Raw genomic sequence first — 18,714 nt, 5'->3', positions numbered from 1 at the left:
CCCCGACACAATGAAACGTTATTCTACCCTTATTCTTTCTCTCTTGTCATGCGTTAGCCTACTGGCTCAACAACAAGACACTATATATGTATCAGCCTTTGGTGCTAAACCCTATTCGTACACCAACAGCATAGAGCAATTACAGGCCGCTATTGAAGCCTGCAAGCAATTGCGTGCCAAGGTACTTGTTTTCGACAAAGGCCGTTACGACTTCTGGCCCGAAGGAGCCACACGCAAAGAGTACTTTATCAGCAACACTTCAACCGAGGAAGAATGCCCTTCGAAAATAAAAACAATCGGCTTATTGTTCGAAAATATAGAAGAACTAACCATTGAAGGAAATGGAGCCACCCTGATGTTTCATGGTAAAATGACCATGATTGCTTTTGATCATTGCCGGCAAATTAAAATGCGCAACCTGCAATTCGACTTCGAACGTCCCGGAGGATCGGAACTTACATACAGCAAAGTCGATGATCAGGGAGTAGAAGTAACCTTGCACCGCGATTCGCGCTACGAAGTAGAAAATCACCGCATTCATTTGTTTGGCGAAGGGTGGCGGTCGAACAAGAACCATTGTATTGAGTACGACCCGGATAGTGAACATTTTTTCTACAGTAAAGGCTGGCAAACACTGGCCTCGGCACCGGCTACAGAGGTAGCACCTGGTGTAGTTCGCTTTCGTACTCCTGCCGGGTTCTGCCCCAAAGTAGGCAATACACTTACTGTACGAGATATTATCAGAGATCAGGTAGGTATGTTTATTAAAGAGAGCTGCGACATCACTTTTCAGAACTTGCAAGTTCACTACATGCATGGCTTGGGCATTGTAAGTCAATACACACGGAACATTACCATGCAAAATGTACATTGCATGCCACGCGAAGGGAGCGGACGGATACTAGCCTCATCAGCCGATTTTATGCACTTTTCGGGTTGCAGCGGTAAGGTAAGCATTACAGAATGTCGTTTTGCCGGGGCGCAAGACGATCCGGTAAATATTCACGGAACCAATCTTAGAGCAGTAGCACAAACCAATTCGCAAACATTGCAACTCCGTTTTATGCACGGACAAAGCTACGGCTTCAATGCTTTTTACAAAGGAGACACAGTGGCTTTTGTCAAAGCATCGACCATGCAACGATTTGCCTGCGCAAAGGTAGTTGCTGTTAACCGCCTGACAGACCGCCTGGTAGAAGTCAGCTTCGACCGGGATATTCCTAAAGACTTAACATTAAACCACGACTGTGTAGAGAACCTCACTTGCACACCCGAGGTAGAAATCCGCAACTGCTACTTCACTCGCACCAGTACACGCGGAACCTTAGTCACTACTCCGCGGAAGGTAGTTATTGAAGATAATACATATTACAAAACCGGCATGAGTGCCATCCTTATCGAAGGCGATGCCGAAGGCTGGTACGAATCGGGCCCGGTAAAAGATGTACTGATACAAAATAATACATTTATAGATTGCGCCTACAATGGCGGACCAGGCAATGCCACTATTGCCCTCAATCCGCACAACAGCATTGTAAACGAAGATTATCCGGTACACGAGAATGTGCGCATTGTAGAAAACCGGTTCGAAACATCGGGCAATCCGGTGCTCTATGCCAAAAGCACAAAGGGATTGGTGTTTAAAAAAAACAATATAACTCCATCCAATAACACCAAGGAGTTGTTTATACTGAATGCTTGTAAGGATGCAGTGATTAAAAACGAAACTGTTTCCGGATTAAGCATCTGGTTCGATACTCCAAACACCCTACAAGGACAGGCTATCTGGTACAATGGCCGACCCGATCAATGGGATGGAGAAAACAAACCGGAAACAGCAGGTGATACAAGCCGGAACCCCGACCCTGAATGGGAATCACAGTCGTTACCCATTGGCAACGGAAGCATCGGAGCTAATATTATGGGATCGGTAGAGGTTGAACGAATCACCTTCAACGAAAAAACATTGTGGCGGGGTGGCCCCAATACATCTGGTGGTGCCAACTATTATTGGAACGTAAATAAACAATCGGCACATATCCTAAACGAAATAAGACAAGCATTTACCGAAGGAGACGAGAAGAAAGCAGCCTTATTAACACGTAAGAACTTCAATAGCGAAGTAGGTTACGAATCTCACAGTGAAAAACCTTTTCGTTTTGGTAACTTCACTACCATGGGCGAATTCTATATTGAAACAGGATTAAATGCTACGGATATAAGTGATTATAAACGGGAACTGTCGTTAGACTCGGCTTTAGCTGTGGTACAATTTAATAAAGACAACATAACATATAAACGCAATTACTTTGTTTCTTACCCGGACAATGTAATGGTTATGCGTTTCAAAGCCAGCAAGCAAGGTAAACAGAATTTAATTTTTAACTATTCGCCCAATCCTGTTTCTACTGGCAAAATGGCCCCCGATGGCACTAACGGGTTGGTATATACAGCCCGGTTAGACAACAACCAAATGGAATATACAGTACGTATCCATGCCATAACAAAAGGAGGAACGTTATCAAACCAAGAAGGAAAGCTAAATATCCGGAATGCCGATGAAGTAGTATTTCTGGTAACAGCCGATACTGATTATAAAATAAACTTTGATCCGGACTTCACCAATCCGAAAGCATACGTGGGCACAAACCCGGCAGAAACAACCCGGCAGTGGATGCAAAAAGCCTGGAATGCAGGATACGAGCAATTGTTTCAGAATCATTACGAAGATTACGCTGCATTATTTAACCGGGTAACATTGAAGTTGAATCCGGATGTAGTGCACAAACAATTGCCCACACCAGTGCGACTGCAAAATTACCGCAAAGGTCAACCGGACTTCTATCTGGAAGAGCTTTACTATCAGTTTGGCCGCTATTTACTTATTGCCAGTTCGCGTCCCGGCAATTTACCTGCTAATCTTCAGGGAATCTGGCACAACAATGTAGATGGTCCGTGGCGAGTAGACTACCACAATAACATCAATATACAAATGAATTACTGGCCTGCCTGCTCTACACAACTTGATGAGTGCATGCTTCCATTAATTGATTTCATACGCACACTGGTAAAGCCGGGCGAGAAAACAGCACAGGCCTATTTCGGCGCCCGGGGATGGACAGCCTCCATATCGGGTAACATTTTTGGGTTTACTGCTCCGCTAGCCAGCCAAGATATGTCGTGGAACTTCAATCCGATGGCCGGTCCCTGGCTTGCTACCCATGTATGGGAGTATTATGAATACACGCGCAACAAACAATTTCTGAAAGAGATTGGATACGATCTTATTAAAAGTAGTGCACTATTTGCTGTCGACTACCTGTGGCACAAACCGGATGGCACATACACAGCAGCACCTTCTACCTCACCCGAACATGGTCCGGTAGACGAAGGAACAACCTTTGTTCATGCAGTGATACGCGAAATTCTGCTTAGCGCCATCAATGCCAGTCGCGAACTGGGAGTAGACAGCAAGGAACGCAAACAGTGGGAAAACACATTAAAAAACCTTGTTCCATACAAAACAGGACGCTACGGACAGTTAATGGAATGGTCTAAAGACATTGATGACCCTAAAGATAACCACCGGCATGTTAACCACTTGTTTGGGCTTCATCCGGGGCATACAATTTCTCCGATAACTACCCCAGAGTTAGCAGAAGCATCTAAAGTAGTATTAAAACACCGTGGTGATGGAGCTACTGGTTGGAGCATGGGATGGAAACTAAATCAGTGGGCACGTCTGCACGATGGCAATCATGCTTATACTCTTTTTGGCAACCTATTGAAAAACGGAACTTTAGATAACTTGTGGGATACTCATCCTCCTTTTCAAATTGATGGAAACTTTGGTGGTACTGCCGGAGTAACTGAGATGTTATTGCAAAGCCATATCGGATTTATTCATCTTCTGCCGGCTTTACCCGATCAGTGGAAGACAGGTTCTGTCAGTGGTCTTTGTGCAAAAGGAAATTTTGTTGTAGATATGGAGTGGGCAAACGCCGAACTAGTTAAGGTTGAAATATTTTCTAAATCCGGCGAACCCTGCACCATAAAATATAAAAATGAAACCCTGTTTTTTAAAACAGTGAAAGGGAAAAGTTATAAGATAGTGTATAAAGAGGGAGAACTATCTTTGATAACCTGACTATACAACTCATAACTATTTATCAATCTTCATTGCCGAAGATGCAGTAAACGCCACCAGCCCCGTAAGTATCATTATAATTCCACAAACAAGAAATGTGGGTATAATGCCTAAACTTTCGGCAAAGAAACCTATAGCTACAAGTCCTATCAATGTGGGTATCAGGTTCAATGTTGAGAACATAGAAAATACCCGACCCAATGCACCCGGTTCAATAATGCTTTGAACCAGAGACACAAAGGCCGATTGATACACAGCACCTGCTACCCCGCCCAGAGCAGTTAAAATGGCAAATACAACAAAACCGTTTGGTGGAAGAAGTCCCGAAACCAGAAACGCAACACCAAGCGTTATGTATGTAAAATTGATAATAATTACGCGGTTCACCTTGTAAACCTTCGCTCCCATTACAGCGCCTCCCAACAATGCGCCTACGCCCCAAGCCACTTCGATGAGACTTACCTGAAAGGCATCACCTAAAAAGTGTTGAAGCGTCATTAATGGAAACATAATACTAACCGGCATTATAAAGAAACCCACTATGGTCGAGAATAGGAATACCCAACTTAACCCACGGCTTCGCAATACCACCATAACACCCTCTTTCATTTCCTGCCACACATTCCGGCTTATGGTGGCTTCTGTGTTTTCCGGGTCTGGAATATACACAAAGAACAAAGAGGTAACAGCTAAGGCAGCACCGGCAACATCAAGCAATAACACATATTCTATATCCCAGATGGTGATACACAAGGCACCCAACGCTGGTCCGGCAATATTAGCTATTGAGTTAATAATCTGATTGATTCCGGCAATGCGCGTCAACTGCTCTTTAGGAGCAAGTAAGGGCACAGATGCCTGCATGGCCGGCATGTGAAATGCCGATCCGGCGGAACGTAACGCAAGCGCAATAAAGATGTGCCACATTTGGGCCACACCTATCCAAAACATGTAAGCAAGAATAAGGGTACAGAAAGCAATAAAACCATCGGACAGCATCATAACCCGTTTACGGCTCAGCCGATCAATTAATACACCGCTGAACGGACCAAGTAGTGCTTGTGGCAAGAGTGCAGCAAGTGCAGCCCAAGCCAGCATCTCGGCCGAATTGGTTTCAATACTAATCCACAGGATAACAGCAAAGTTAACAATTGTACTACTAAGGATGGATAGGAACTGTCCTGTCCATATAATGGCAAAAACTTTTTTCCAGTTGTTCATAATGAAGTGGTTGGTGCCAGCAAGCTATGCCTTCACAGACAATGCCCAGACAAAATGAATAAATAAAACGGATAAGCAGACATTCCGGTTTGAAATGCCCAATGAATAAAGAAAGAGGTTGTTGTTACCTCAACCGATAGTAGACGACTTGTTTAGCAATTCCGCACATAAAAAAGGAATTAGTTTTGTGCAAAAGTAACAAAGTATTTTGAATTAGCAAACTTCATTTTTTTGATAAGTCCTTTAAAAGATCAAAGCGTAACCAAAAAACCTACACCTGCACATGTATTTTGCACACCAAACGTCTATCTTTGTAGCAAATCTATTTCATATGACTACAAAATTGAGACGATATTTTTGGCTTATAGACACTCTTGGAAAAGGTGAACACACACTTGAAGAGCTAAGTGATAAATGGGATCGTAGTGTATATAACATGAACCATATAAGTCTATCCCGCCGTACATTTCAGGAACACAAGAATGCTATCAACAGTTTAGATATTGGAATACAAATCAATTATAACCCATCAGATCATACTTACTTCTTGGAATCAGATGATAGGAAAGAAAATGCAACCGCCAACTGGATGTGGAATATGATGTCTTTGCAATCTGCCATTTCACAAAATACCAGGATAAAAGGCCGTATCATTACAGAAGAAAATCCTTCAGCGCAGTTATATCTTCAAAAGATATTGGATGCTATTCGTGGTAATAATGTTATCGAATTTATTTATCAGCGATTTGGCGGAGAAGAGTTCAGTGCAATATGCTATCCATACTTTGCCCAGTTTACCAATCAACGGTGGTATGTGTTTGGGATAAGAGAAGGAGAGGATAAGGTGAAGGCTTATGCGCTTGATCGGATGAAAAGCATTGTTGTAAAGAAAGACACTTTTAAATTCCCTGAAGAGTTCAATGCAGAAGAATACCTTTCAGAACATGGTGTTGGAGAGTATGAGAACATCCCAATCATGGATGTTGTCATACGTGCATATGGTAAACAAGTGGATTATCTACGAACACAGCCTTTACATCCTTCACAAAAGGAGACAAAGACGGAGGAGGGGAAGTCTGAGTTTACATACAGGTTACGACCAACCACGAAGTTCTTTGGGGATATTCTGTCGAAAGGAAAGTATGTGAAGGTTCTTTCGCCCGGATATGTGAGGAAGAAGATGAGGGAGACGGTGGAACAGTTGGTGTTATATTATAAACTATAGAAGATGCGGGAATCACAACTATATACAAAAAGAATTAAGATTGATGATATTGATCTTTTGAATACAACTCCCTGTAAACAAGAACAACAACTTGAAAGGTTCGCTCGTAGAGAAAAGTATTGGTATGGAGATGAGCAAAGTTTAGATATGAGGAATTTTATTGGTTGTGGATGTGAAGCACGAGTCTATGAATCTAAAGATATCACCAAAGTGCTTAAAGTAGTAAATTACACGATGACTTGTTGTAGTCCAAAAGAGTTCATAGACATCCGTATTACTTTGTTTAATCTGTTGTATCCGGAAACAGCTTATGAGTTAGTTGGCTTTGCGAGATATTATGGTGATTTTTGCTTTGTTGTGGAGCAACCTTTTATTGAAGGTACACGAATGGAACTATCAGAAATTGAAGTTGAAATGAACAAACGAGGGTTTGTGAATGATAAATATCAGTTTATCAACAATAATTGCATCGTAGAAGATCTACATCAGGGAAATGTGCTAAAAGATAAACATAGTAATGTATTTGTCATTGATGCAATCCCTTCTCTTTTATCGTTTTGCTCGATGAGGAGATCAGAGTCTGTTAGTCATAACGAATACTATATGCAACAAAGGCAGGAAATGCAGAAATCGATCCAGGAAATGGCAGAAAAGCCTTTGTCGTTTGAAGAGAAGAAGGAACAAACGGATTTGATATTGAATAGTTTATATTATTAAAACATAATTATGGCAAGAAAAATAAAAAAAGAATTCATTGAAGAACTTAAAAAAGGAACTTTAAGGGATGTGTTAGAATATGTTGTAAATGACGATACTCTTAATATGGAGTTAAGAGGAGATCGTATTACCGTTTATTATCGTGGAGGGGCTTTGTTTACAATAAAAGAAGATACTTATATTTTTACGGGCATGGATGAGAATTATCATAAGATGATTCGCATTTCACCTCCAACAATATCCACTTTAGATGATTATATACCCAAAGCAAAACACGCTATCGATATTTATGTTAAGAAGACAAGAAACCATCTTTGGGAAAAAGACATTCAACAGCAAATAGCAAAAGAAAACAATTATTCTCCTAATTCTTTTGATACTGATTATTTTATAATTGACACAGAATATCAGGATTTAGGCAGATTTGATATTGTTGCATTACGTTGGGATTCTTCAAAAGATGCACATAAGTCATCAAGCAAGTTTTTGCCTATAATTACGGTCTTTGAAGTAAAACAGGGTTATAGTACTTGCAGTGGTGAATCTGGGCTATATGAACATTTCAATGATTTTGTATCTTTTACCAAAAATGCAAATAAAGTGGAAGCTTTCAGAATGGATATGATAGAAGTATTCAAACAAAAAAGGGAGTTAGGTCTTATCATTGAAATGGAGAAATACAAAGAAATAAAAATAACAGACTCTAAAGTAGACTTTATTTTTTTACTGGCAAACTATAAACCCAAAAGTATACAGGTAAAGAATGAGCTTGAACGCATTAAACATGGAGGGTTTGACGTAGAACCTAAATTTATTTATGCTAATTCTATGGGGTATGGGTTATTTGCTAGAAACATTGTTGGAGGTGATGAGTTTATAAAACGTTTTATATGCGAGTAACCATCCACAGAGGCATCAACCAAATCGGTGGCTGCATCACTGAGATCGCCACCAATAAAACAAGGATTATTATTGATTTAGGACAAAATCTTCCTAAAGGGAATATTCCTTCGGACGACAATATGGCAAACAGAGAGAATATTGAAGATCTGATAATAGGAGTGAATGCTATCTTCTATACCCATTATCACGGAGATCATGTTGAATTATTTAAATATGTACCTAAAGGCATCGCCCAATACATTGGAGAGGTTGCGAAACGAGTTATGCTTTGCAAATATGAAGCTTTGATACATATTCCAGAGAATGCTCCTGTTAAGGCAGAAGATATTCAATTGCTTGAATCGTTTAAGACTTTCCGGGAAAAGCAAGAGATACCAGTTAATAACGATATAAAGGTTACTCCCTATTTTGTGAGTCATTCTGCTTGTGATGCCTATATGTTCTTGATTGAAGCTGATGGGAAGCGTATCCTGCACACAGGAGATTTTCGGGATCATGGCTACTTGGGTAAAGGCTTAATGCAAGTCCTAGAAAAAATTATATTGCCTAAAGGTGCGATAAATGTACTTATTACAGAAGGCACTATGCTGTCAAGGTCGACCGAGAAGGTGTTGCACGAAAATGATATAAAGTTAAATGCTATAGAACTGATGCGCCAGTATAAATACGTTTTTGTTCTGTGTTCATCAACAGATGTAGATCGGTTAGTTTCTTTTTATCAAGCAGCACAAGAAACAGGTCGTAGTTTTCTGTATGACAACTATCAGAAAAATGTACTGAATATATTCACTGAAACAAAAGGAACTATCCATGAGTTGTTTAGGTTCGATAATGGACATTACTATAAACATGGTCATAAAAAGCAGTTAGACATATTAAAGGGAAAAGGTTTCTGTATGTTGGTTCGGCCTAAGCATTATAATCAGATCAAAGAACTCCTAACTCAATTGCCGGAAAAACAAATACTATTTATCTACTCTATGTGGAGTGGTTATCTCAATGAGGGAGAAAACCAGAAAGAAGAGTATGTAAAAATAGAGGGATTGTTTAACGACAGAGTTAAAAGACTACATACGAGTGGACATGCTACCCCTGAGACATTGGCCGCAGTTTGCAGTTTAGTTAATCCCACTACTGCAATTATCCCTATCCATAGTGAGGATTCAGAGAAATTTAGAGAACTACCTATAATTGAAGATTTGCGAAACAAAATAGTTGCTTACAATGGAACCATTCACCTATAAATCAGATTGGAATTGAAAAAAAACACAGAGTCACAGAAACACAGAGTTTTTCCTTGTGCTGAACACGGAGGCTTCGCTTTTGTCGTACAATACTCAAAAACTCAAAATAGGCCAACGGCCTACGATGAAGGATACCGCATGGAATGCGAGGCTGTAAGCCTCGGAGCTTTCTTGCATACAACACGCTTCGAGGCCTACAGCCTCGTGTTTTCATGTAACATCATTACGTAGGCCGTTGACCTACGCTAGAAGCTATAAGGCCGTTGGCCTATTTCTGAGAAAGAGACATATAAGAAACGTACAGGTAAAGAAGCTGAAGAATTCTTTTCTTTATGAGACTTCAACATCAACAGGATAATATTTTATTATCTTTTGTTTTATCTTTTCCGCTTTACCTTTTATATCCGCAATAGCATAATCTTGTATCCCCATTGTAACTATTGTAAGAATACACTTTTCTGAGTCTTCAGTCTGAATTTGGATACTCCTGATTATTTCCCAATCGTAAGACTTATAATATACTTCTTCTCCATTAACTGCCATTACCCAGAATTTATCTTTAAAAACAATACACCCCGGACTTGGTGTTATGTAGAGTGTTGTAAGAAAACTAAACCATAGAAACATAGAAAGCCCACCACCTATTCCCGGTAGAATCTGCGAAACAAAAGTATATTTTGTTAAAGTCATACATACAATCCCCAGATAGATAATGAATAGTGTTAGCGCGTAAATTACGATTCTTTCCCAACGTTTACTATTGTTGTCTTTAATATATATAATAGAATATTCCTTTCTCTTCCTTTTATATATTATTTCCCTGACTAATTTTATCATTGGTAAATTATACCAGTTATACCAGCAAAATACCTGAGATAGTATTATACCTAGAAAAAGGAAAAAGCCAATAACTTTCATTGAATGTGATTTTAGCTTACATTAGTATTTATGGGCAAAAGTAAGAAAATATATTGTTAGAAGAGTAAAATACTTATTTTTGTACCATGAAAACACATACATTCCTACTCATATTACTATTGTCACTACCACAGGTTGTTGTGGCTCAACACTTGAACGATTTAGTAAAAACCGCTCAAAGTACAAACACCGCAACCGATTGGAATAATGTGGCTAACCACTTGTTCGAAATTCAGGAAACAGATACCACATTGTTTGTAGAAAGTGCAAACAATGCTTACGAACTGGCTTTAAAAACAAATAATTCCATCGAAACAGCACGAGCATTGTTGTTCCGGTCGGAAGTTGACTATAACGAAGGTAATTTTGATGCTACTATTGCAAAATGCAAAGAGGCTTTATCTTATCTGAATAGTCTGGAAGAGTATGAACTAAAAGCTGTCATCTATAATAATCTGGCCTATACGTATGGTATTACAGGAGAATTCAGTAGGGCTATTGAGCATTACAAAAAGACGATCTTTTATAAATCGAAGCTCAGCGAAAAGCCTGAAACTGCTATTGAGTTAAATAGCATAGCAACCAACTTTGCCCATCTGGGTAAAATAGATTCGGCTTTGCATTATGTGCACAAAGGTGCAACTGTTGCCAAACAAACGCACGATACCCTCAGAATGATAAGTGCCAACAACACACTGGGGGTACTTTACAAAAGGCAGGGACAGTTCGATAAAGCAATTGAATACTACAATAACACGTTGGACTTACACCGGTCGGTAAATGATTTCAGGAATATGAGCATTGTATGGATGAACATTGCCACACTGTACAATGATTCCCAAAGGCCCGAAAAAGCGCTTGAGTTTTCGCGCACAGCTGCCATAAATTCACTCAAATACCCGTACGACAATAGTGAAACCGGAATGATATTGAACAATCATGGAGGTTCGTTATTAGCAAACGGCCTCTACCGGGAAGCGCTCGACACAACTCTGTTGGCCCGGAACTACATTACCAACAATACATACCAGATGTACATAAACTCCATAACCATATCCAGTTGTTACTCGCAATTAAATGAAATGGATTCGTGCAAAACGTACCTCAATAATGCCGAGTCAATTCTGTTGAACAACAAGCAACTGCCGGCTTACAGGTTCTATAAAGCAATGGGTAGCTATTTATATAAGGTGGAGCAATACAGTGAGGCCATCGGCTACCTGGAAAAATACAGTGAACTGCTGAAAGATAACAAGGTGGTACATACCAATAACGATTATTTAATATACAATATGTTGGCCGATGCATATTACAGGGCAAAGCAAGATTATCGCCATTCATATCTCAATAAAGAAATAGCGTATAACCTCAGAGATTCGTTATTGTCCGAGGCACACAATACAGCCATCAGCAACTTCTATGTGAAATACAAAACTGCTGAGAAGGAATTGGAAATCAGCAAACTGAATGAAAAGGAACAAGCTATGCGTTTCCAGATGGCGGTGATTATTTCTATTGCCATATTGTGTATTGTGATTATACTCATTGCTTTGTTGTATAACAGAATTAAGCGACTGAAAAAGGAAAAAGAAGCAGCATGGCTATCAGCCCGTGTTGAACAGAAAGAAAACGAATATCAGTTGTTGTTAAACCAAACGGAACAACGATTGGTTAGACGTTACCTGGATGGTAGAGAATCGGAAAGGAAGAATCTGGCAAAAGAGCTTCACGACTCTGTTGCCAACGAGGTAGTTTCTATTATTATGCAAATACAAACCAATGCCGAACCCGAAAGTATAGGCAAGCTGCTTGAGAAAACATACAACCACATCAGGCAAATATCGCATCAGCTAATGCCACCCGACTTCAACTACATCTCCTTGCCCGAAATGATTGAAGACTATATTTCTGTTCTGAATAAAACTACCACCACTCACTTTGAATTTATCATAACCCAAGCCGACAGAAAGAAAACCGAAGAGCTAGCCGACCGGATATCTAAAGAGCTGTATTGCATATCGCAAGAAGCCATTGGAAATATTCTTAAACACGCCGAGGCTGTAAACGCAGATATCACGCTGAGTTTAAATGAAGGTATTACACTTACTATAAAGGATAACGGGAAAGGGGTTGATACCGCAACCCGGCATAACGGTATTGGCTTGCGCACAATGAAAGACCGCTGTTTCGATATAGGGGCCACATTGTCGATAAATTCATCACCCGGAAAGGGAACAGAAATAAAAGTTAGTCTTTCAATAGATTGATGGCAACATCATCTAACGTTATGTGGTTAAGTAAAATGGTGGTAATCACCATATCGAGGGTGTTAGAAACATTCAGTTTAAGTTTAAGGTCACGCCGGTAAGATTCGATTGTAGAAGTTGTATGCCCCAGTTTCTGGGCAATCTGCTCCGAATTTAATCCGGCAGCCAGCAGTTTTATTATGGAAATCTCCTTTTCGGTAAGTGCTCCGTTAACAATCTTCCGCCTTTCTAACCGTTTTCTGTATTCGTCGCTACGCTGATGAATATCCCTGAAGCGTGGGCACAAGTAGGTTCCACCTTCAAGTACAGTTCCGGCTGCTTCCTGTAGATATCTCTTTTCGGGTCCTTTCAACACAATGCCCTTAACCTGTTTCATTTTACTTAATATACTCACCACAGCAAAGTCTTCGCGCATGGTATACACTATTATTTTTGCTGCTGCATCTTGTGTGGCTATCTGCTTTATGTAATTAAAACACCTTATATCAATATTAGAGCTTGTACGGAAACCCAGGTCAAGAATATACAAATCGTATGTTTGTTTGGATACTGCCTCTATTGCTTCTTCGGGCGAATAGCAAACTTGTATGTGGCCGATATTTATTTTTTCTTTCAGTGTAGCTATAATTCCATCCACCATTAAGGCGTGATCATCTGTTATCAAGATGTTTTTTATGTCCATAAAAAGCTTGTTGTTTCTTTCGTTGGCAAATATAGTAAAGACTATTAATTATGTATACCCCATTAGTAGGGTAAAGAAGGTTAAGGCTGGATTTATTCGAAAAATCTTGCCAATAGCCTACTTACTGTTTATCTATTTCGCACCTCTTAAAAACAACAAAAATAAAAAATCTTGTCCCCTCACCCCTTGTTTTATGCGCTGTAGAGCCGATTTTATGGTACTTTTTCAAAATGCTGCATTTTGCGTTGATGAAATGCTGCATTTCGTTCAATCAAAATGCTGCATTTCGAAAGTGTGAAATGCTGCATTTCGAAATCACGGTTTGCTGCATAACAAAAAAGTAACCATTTGCGAATAAATAAAAACAGACAGATAAAAAGGATAGATACTAAATAAGACTTATGTCACCCCACCAGTGGGGTAGTTTCACTTCTTTAGATTTATAACCTTTGCATGGTTAAAGATTTTGTAATTAAAACAAAGAGTTTATATGAGAAAAGAAATCATCAATGTAATGTTTGCCTTAACCACATGCGTGTTTTTTATTGGTTGCAATAATTCAGGCAGTAGCAAATCGGTAGATATTCCATCTTATGCGTTTGGTAAAGAATCGTATTTTGCGAACCATGCAACAAAGAGTAGCCATGCATGGTACGGCAAGGCAGATATAAACGACGGTACAAAAAAATTTGGCAGGTACACAGATGGCGGATTACTTTCTGGAATGCTTATTGAGATGAATGAAGAGCAATTTGTTATGCTTCAAACCAAATCTAATTTATCACTCACAAAATATTTATTCGAAGATCAAGATGAGTATTCGGTACATCTTATCTGGCATGATTTTAATACCAACAACCCGCATAATGCAGCCATGCAAAGTGAGTCGGCAATGCTCGGACGGAATTTTACTCCATTGGAAAATGCCTACTGCGACAGCTATTATTTCGTCAAAGACAATGAACTTGCAGAAGCCAAATCGTGGATCGAAAACCTAAATAAACAACCCAACCAGCAAAGTAAATATAATGCAAAAGAAGAAGGTGGAGTGAAAACGTATAAAGCCGTAATTGGCAAAGTTGTTACTTATATCGGGCAGAACGAACTCAAACCGGAAAATTTTCGCTCTGTTTATTTAGATTGTGGAGCTGTGGTAAATATACCTTTTAAGGGTACCGACCTGAATCCGGCAAAACTGATTGACAAAACCATTGATTGTGTTGTTGATGCTGAGAATAAAGTAATCAAATACGAACTTAAAGATTAACCAGATGAAAAAGATTATTTTAATTTCATTTTTAATACTTGGCAACCTTTGTTGCTATGCGCAAACAGTAAGAGTTGCTCTCCATGGCAATTCATACATAATTAAAGAAGGAAAATACGCTTCGCTGGAAGTAGACGGAAAAATAGTTGTGGAACATGAGAACTTTTTTATTGATTATAAAACCTCAACCGGCAATTATTTTGCAGCAGAGAACGAAGATGGCGAATTCATCATTATTGATCGTACCGGAGAAGAAGTTAAATTAGGGGATAATTATCCAACATTTCAGTATAAAGCATCAATGATAAACGGAACCATTGTTGTGCAGGAGCATAAGGACAGTAAACCCAAATATTATTCCGAAAACGATCCTTCTGTTGAACTGCAAGTACAAAAAGCCGATCCGGATCATTTTGAAAAAGAACTTGAAAAGAAAGGTGGTTTTAGCCCTAAACTAGCAGGTCAACGAAAAGATATTGAACTCATTGAAAAAGCACTTGCCGAAGTAGAGCCCATTGGTTGGTTTGAAGTAAGACAAAATAGCACAAAAGGTCTTGATTTGGTAGTCGACAATAAAGTTCTTTTTAATGCAAGATCATTCACCCTCATATCTACTGCCGAAGAATATAAAAAATCTAATTGCTGGTTTTTTATAACTACCCGAGGAGATCATTATCAGAGGTATGCTGTTTATGGTATTTCAATGTATTATAAGGATGGTAAAAAAGTGGTCGAAAATGTAATGACCATTCCGTACGAATATACTTTCATGTCGCACGAAGGAGGAAATGTTGTAAAATGTTCAAAGAATTCAGGATCATCCTATTTCAACTGGTGGGGATGGAATTTCGATCGCGATTGGCGTACAGGCGAGTATACACCTACTAATAAAAAATGGGTGCATAATGAATCTACAGATAAATGGGAGCTTCAAAAACAAGAAGAGAATAAATAAAAACAAGAATGGAAGGAGTTAAAGGGAGTTATCAGGAGCTTCGCTCCTTAGGAGTTATAGCTCCTAGCGAAGCGATAACTCCTTCCATTCTATTAACTTTATAACTTACAATTAATATCCAGCGGTTTTAACTGTTTAAAGAAGTCGTTTCCTTTATCATCAACCAAAATGAATGCAGGGAAGTCTACCACTTCAATCTTCCAGATGGCTTCCATTCCTAGTTCAGGATATTCCAAACATTCTACTTTCTTTATGTTATTCTGAGCCAAGATTGCAGCCGGACCACCAATGCTACCCAAGTAGAAACCACCATACTTTTGGCAAGCATCGGTTACTTGTTGCGAGCGGTTACCTTTGGCAATCATAATCATGCTACCACCATTCTGTTGGAACAGATCAACATACGAGTCCATACGGCCGGCAGTTGTAGGTCCGAACGAACCTGAAGGCATTCCTTTCGGAGTTTTAGCAGGGCCGGCATAATAAATAGGATGATCTTTGATGTATTGAGGCAAGCCTTCGCCACGGTCCAAACGTTCTTTCAGTTTAGCGTGGGCAATATCACGGCCTACGATGATTGTACCATTCAGCGATAAACGGGTAGAAACAGGATATTTGGTAAGCTCCTTCAATATATCTGCCATTGGCTGATTCAGGTCTATTTTCACAGCATCACCTTCGCCGGCGTTACGCAACTCTTCCGGAATGTATTTGCCCGGATTATCTTCCATCTTCTCAATCCAGATACCATCTTTATTGATCTTTGCTTTGATATTACGGTCGGCCGAACAAGATACGCCCATACCCACCGGACAAGAAGCACCGTGACGAGGCAAACGGATGATACGGATATCATGCGCAAAATATTTTCCACCGAACTGAGCACCCAGTCCCATTCTTTGGGCTTCGCACAATACCTGCTTTTCAAGTTCAATATCGCGGAAAGCCTGACCGCCTTCGTTTCCTTCGGTAGGAAGATTATCGTAATACTTAGCAGAAGCAAGCTTTACGGTTTTCAGGTTAGCCTCGGCAGAAGTTCCACCAATAGCAAAAGCAATATGATAAGGAGGACAAGCAGCTGTACCCAACGACTTCATCTTCTCAACCAAGAAAGGAACAAGCTTTTCGGGAGTCAGCAAAGCTTTAGTTTCCTGATACAAATAAGTTTTGTTGGCCGATCCGCCCCCTTTAGCAATACAAAGGAATTTATATTCAGCACCTTGAATAGCATACAAGTCGATTTGTGCCGGAAGATTGCATCCTGTATTCTTCTCATCGTACATATTCAAAGGCACATTCTGCGAATAACGAAGGTTTTCTTCGGTATAGGTTTTATAAACCCCTTTCGAAAGGGCTTCTTCGTCGTTACCGTTTGTCCAAACCTGTTGCCCTTTCTTTCCCATAATAATAGCAGTACCAGTATCCTGGCAGAAAGGAAGTTTGCCTTTTGCTGATACTTCGGCATTGCGTAGAAATGTCAAAGCAACATATTTGTCGTTTTCACTGGCTTCGGGATCAGAAAGAATCTTAGCTACCTGCTGTTGATGCTCCGGACGAAGCATAAAAGCCACATCGCGGAAAGCAGCATTAGCCATTGCAGTAAGCCCTTCTTCGTCAACTTTAAGAATTTCTTTTCCTTCAAACTCGCTTACCGAAACATAATCTTTGGTAAGCAGATAATACTCGGTTGTATCTTTTCCCATTGGGAAAGGTTCCTGATACTTGAACGGAGGTGTTGCCATATTAATAATTATTATTACGTAATGTTATTAGTTGATGCAAAGGTAATAATATAATTGAGAAGAATTTTGCTACTTTTGCATCAAAATATTAATTGAGTAATATGAAAAAACTATTCATTTTAGCTGTAGTCTTGTTAACCGGTATATTAACGGTTAATGCACAGACTGAGAAAATCAGGTTTACCGAGTACGACCTGGATAACGGATTGCATGTGATACTTCATCACGATGACAGAACACCCAACGTTATGGTATCGCTTATGTATCATGTTGGTGCTAAAAACGAAGATCCGTCGCGCACGGGATTTGCCCACTTCTTTGAGCATCTGATGTTTGAAGGTTCCGAAAACATAGAAAGAGGAGAGTACTTTAAAATAGTACAAGCTGCCGGCGGTTCGTTAAACGCTAACACCAGCCCCGACAGAACCTACTACTACGAAAACATGCCATCGAACCAGTTAGAGCTGGCATTGTGGATGGAATCGGAAAGAATGCTTCATGCCAAGATAGACACTATTGGCGTTAACACACAAAAAGGTGTGGTTATTGAAGAAAAGAAACAATCGTACGACAACCGCCCTTATGGCACCTTTATGTACGAAGTCGGAAGAAGAGCATTCAAAAAGCATCCTTACAGATGGCAAACTATTGGTAACGAAGAACACATCAGAGAAGCTACATTCAATGATATCAAAAACTTCTACGATACATTTTATGTGCCCAACAACTGTGTGTTGATTATTGCCGGCGACTTCGACGAGAAACAAACACGCGAGTGGATTAACACATACTTCGCAAACATTCCGCGCGGAACACTTCCAATATACCGTCCGGACATTGTTGAACCTGCCCAGACAGAAGAAATCAAAGACATTGTGTACGACAATATTCAGCTTCCGGCTGTATTTATGGCCTATCATGCCCCCGCAATGGGAACCAAAGAGGCGTATGCAATGGATATTGCTTCACAAATACTACATGGTGGAGCTGCTTCACGGTTTAAAACCAATCTGGACGATAAAGGTTTAACACTGCAAACACAAGCAATCATCTTCTCGTTAGAAGATCCCGGATTAATGTATGTAATTGCCATCCCCAATATGGGTAATACACCCGATGATGTAGAAAATGCTGTTACTGCCGAAATCAATAAATTATCTACCGAGCTGGTATCGGAAGAAGAATTCCAGATGGCTATGGCAGCAAAAGAGTTTGAAGTAGCTGCCAAACTGCAATCGCTTGAGGGTAAAGCACAAGCCTTAGCAAACAATTATACATACTTTAAAGATGCCGAACGGGTTAACAAAGAACTTGAGAACTACGAACAGGTAACACGTCAGGATGTAATGGATGTAGCTAAGAAATATCTGCAAAACAACTCGCGCGTGGTATTACACTACCTACCCAAAAAAGAGAAAGAATAACG

The 18,714-nt window shown here is 39.8% G+C and carries 13 protein-coding genes; 9 read left to right on the top strand and 4 right to left on the bottom strand.

Going from position 1 to position 18,714, the window contains the following annotated elements; translation table 11 throughout:
• The first annotated feature begins 10 nt into the window (after nucleotides 1-10).
• Entirely contained in the window at nucleotides 11-4,147 is a 4,137-nt protein-coding gene (locus tag D0T85_RS22790) for a glycoside hydrolase N-terminal domain-containing protein (protein ID WP_239060708.1), read from the top strand.
• A 15-nt stretch (nucleotides 4,148-4,162) separates the two neighbouring features.
• On the opposite strand, the gene D0T85_RS12250 is transcribed toward D0T85_RS22790, so the two are convergent.
• The gene (locus D0T85_RS12250; protein WP_163213608.1) at nucleotides 4,163-5,368 is read right to left on the bottom strand and encodes an MFS transporter; all 1,206 of its coding nucleotides are present in this window, start codon (nucleotides 5,366-5,368) and stop codon (nucleotides 4,163-4,165) included.
• Between the two features lie 331 nt (nucleotides 5,369-5,699).
• On the opposite strand from D0T85_RS12250, the gene D0T85_RS12245 reads away from it, so the two are divergent.
• Genes D0T85_RS12245 through D0T85_RS12230 form a run of 4 tightly spaced genes read left to right on the top strand, consistent with a single transcriptional unit; the run spans nucleotide 5,700 to nucleotide 9,457 of the window.
• On the top strand, nucleotides 5,700-6,593 hold the full coding sequence (locus D0T85_RS12245; RefSeq protein WP_163213606.1) for a YafY family protein: 894 nt from the start codon (nucleotides 5,700-5,702) through the stop codon (nucleotides 6,591-6,593).
• Between the two features lie 3 nt (nucleotides 6,594-6,596).
• Entirely contained in the window at nucleotides 6,597-7,310 is a 714-nt protein-coding gene (locus tag D0T85_RS12240) for a hypothetical protein (RefSeq protein WP_163213604.1), read from the top strand.
• A 9-nt stretch (nucleotides 7,311-7,319) separates the two neighbouring features.
• Nucleotides 7,320-8,210 (top strand): hypothetical protein, encoded by an 891-nt coding sequence (locus tag D0T85_RS12235; RefSeq protein WP_163213603.1) that lies wholly within the window; start codon nucleotides 7,320-7,322, stop codon nucleotides 8,208-8,210.
• On the top strand, nucleotides 8,201-9,457 hold the full coding sequence (locus D0T85_RS12230) for an MBL fold metallo-hydrolase (RefSeq protein ID WP_163213601.1): 1,257 nt from the start codon (nucleotides 8,201-8,203) through the stop codon (nucleotides 9,455-9,457). Before D0T85_RS12235 ends, D0T85_RS12230 begins: the two co-directional genes overlap by 10 nt.
• A 330-nt stretch (nucleotides 9,458-9,787) precedes the next feature.
• Here the strand turns inward: D0T85_RS12230 and D0T85_RS12225 are convergent, their stop codons facing one another.
• Nucleotides 9,788-10,375 (bottom strand): hypothetical protein, encoded by a 588-nt coding sequence (locus D0T85_RS12225; protein WP_163213599.1) that lies wholly within the window; start codon nucleotides 10,373-10,375, stop codon nucleotides 9,788-9,790.
• Nucleotides 10,376-10,461: 86 nt separating this feature from the next.
• Between D0T85_RS12225 and D0T85_RS12220 the strand changes: the two genes are divergently transcribed.
• Nucleotides 10,462-12,642 (top strand): tetratricopeptide repeat protein, encoded by a 2,181-nt coding sequence (locus D0T85_RS12220; RefSeq protein ID WP_163213597.1) that lies wholly within the window; start codon nucleotides 10,462-10,464, stop codon nucleotides 12,640-12,642.
• On the opposite strand, the gene D0T85_RS12215 is transcribed toward D0T85_RS12220, so the two are convergent.
• The gene (locus D0T85_RS12215) at nucleotides 12,623-13,324 is read right to left on the bottom strand and encodes a response regulator transcription factor (RefSeq protein WP_163213595.1); all 702 of its coding nucleotides are present in this window, start codon (nucleotides 13,322-13,324) and stop codon (nucleotides 12,623-12,625) included. The genes D0T85_RS12220 and D0T85_RS12215 overlap by 20 nt on opposite strands.
• A 490-nt stretch (nucleotides 13,325-13,814) precedes the next feature.
• On the opposite strand from D0T85_RS12215, the gene D0T85_RS12210 reads away from it, so the two are divergent.
• Together D0T85_RS12210 and D0T85_RS12205 are read left to right on the top strand one after the other, a co-directional pair.
• Nucleotides 13,815-14,591, top strand: coding sequence for a hypothetical protein (locus D0T85_RS12210; protein WP_163213593.1), 777 nt, complete (start codon nucleotides 13,815-13,817; stop codon nucleotides 14,589-14,591).
• Between the two features lie 4 nt (nucleotides 14,592-14,595).
• Nucleotides 14,596-15,546: a hypothetical protein gene (locus D0T85_RS12205; RefSeq protein WP_163213591.1), complete on the top strand. Its 951-nt coding sequence runs from the start codon at nucleotides 14,596-14,598 to the stop codon at nucleotides 15,544-15,546.
• A gap of 98 nt (nucleotides 15,547-15,644) precedes the next feature.
• Here D0T85_RS12205 and D0T85_RS12200 read toward each other — a convergent pair whose 3' ends face one another.
• On the bottom strand, nucleotides 15,645-17,288 hold the full coding sequence (locus tag D0T85_RS12200; protein ID WP_163213589.1) for a fumarate hydratase: 1,644 nt from the start codon (nucleotides 17,286-17,288) through the stop codon (nucleotides 15,645-15,647).
• Nucleotides 17,289-17,389: 101 nt separating this feature from the next.
• Here D0T85_RS12200 and D0T85_RS12195 point away from each other — a divergent pair, with 101 nt between their 5' ends.
• Nucleotides 17,390-18,712, top strand: coding sequence for a pitrilysin family protein (locus D0T85_RS12195; RefSeq protein WP_163213587.1), 1,323 nt, complete (start codon nucleotides 17,390-17,392; stop codon nucleotides 18,710-18,712).
• Nucleotides 18,713-18,714: the final 2 nt, after the last annotated feature.

The sequence above is a fragment of the Bacteroides sp. 519 genome (genome assembly GCF_010500955.1).
GTDB lineage: Bacteria > Bacteroidota > Bacteroidia > Bacteroidales > Bacteroidaceae > Bacteroides.
This window is presented reverse-complemented; position numbering and strand designations above follow the sequence as displayed.

What these genes read in the sequence shown, in the direction of transcription:
- D0T85_RS12245 (WP_163213606.1), top strand. Translation starts at nt 5,700, where the DNA reads ATGACTACAAAATTGAGACGATATTTTTGGCTTATAGACACTCTTGGA.
- D0T85_RS12220 (WP_163213597.1), top strand. Translation starts at nt 10,462, where the DNA reads ATGAAAACACATACATTCCTACTCATATTACTATTGTCACTACCACAG.
- D0T85_RS12195 (WP_163213587.1), top strand. Translation starts at nt 17,390, where the DNA reads ATGAAAAAACTATTCATTTTAGCTGTAGTCTTGTTAACCGGTATATTA.
- D0T85_RS12235 (WP_163213603.1), top strand. Translation starts at nt 7,320, where the DNA reads ATGGCAAGAAAAATAAAAAAAGAATTCATTGAAGAACTTAAAAAAGGA.
- D0T85_RS22790 (WP_239060708.1), top strand. Translation starts at nt 11, where the DNA reads ATGAAACGTTATTCTACCCTTATTCTTTCTCTCTTGTCATGCGTTAGC.
- D0T85_RS12210 (WP_163213593.1), top strand. Translation starts at nt 13,815, where the DNA reads ATGAGAAAAGAAATCATCAATGTAATGTTTGCCTTAACCACATGCGTG.
- D0T85_RS12250 (WP_163213608.1), bottom strand. Translation starts at nt 5,368, where the DNA reads ATGAACAACTGGAAAAAAGTTTTTGCCATTATATGGACAGGACAGTTC.
- D0T85_RS12240 (WP_163213604.1), top strand. Translation starts at nt 6,597, where the DNA reads ATGCGGGAATCACAACTATATACAAAAAGAATTAAGATTGATGATATT.
- D0T85_RS12230 (WP_163213601.1), top strand. Translation starts at nt 8,201, where the DNA reads ATGCGAGTAACCATCCACAGAGGCATCAACCAAATCGGTGGCTGCATC.
- D0T85_RS12215 (WP_163213595.1), bottom strand. Translation starts at nt 13,324, where the DNA reads ATGGACATAAAAAACATCTTGATAACAGATGATCACGCCTTAATGGTG.
- D0T85_RS12205 (WP_163213591.1), top strand. Translation starts at nt 14,596, where the DNA reads ATGAAAAAGATTATTTTAATTTCATTTTTAATACTTGGCAACCTTTGT.
- D0T85_RS12200 (WP_163213589.1), bottom strand. Translation starts at nt 17,288, where the DNA reads ATGGCAACACCTCCGTTCAAGTATCAGGAACCTTTCCCAATGGGAAAA.
- D0T85_RS12225 (WP_163213599.1), bottom strand. Translation starts at nt 10,375, where the DNA reads ATGAAAGTTATTGGCTTTTTCCTTTTTCTAGGTATAATACTATCTCAG.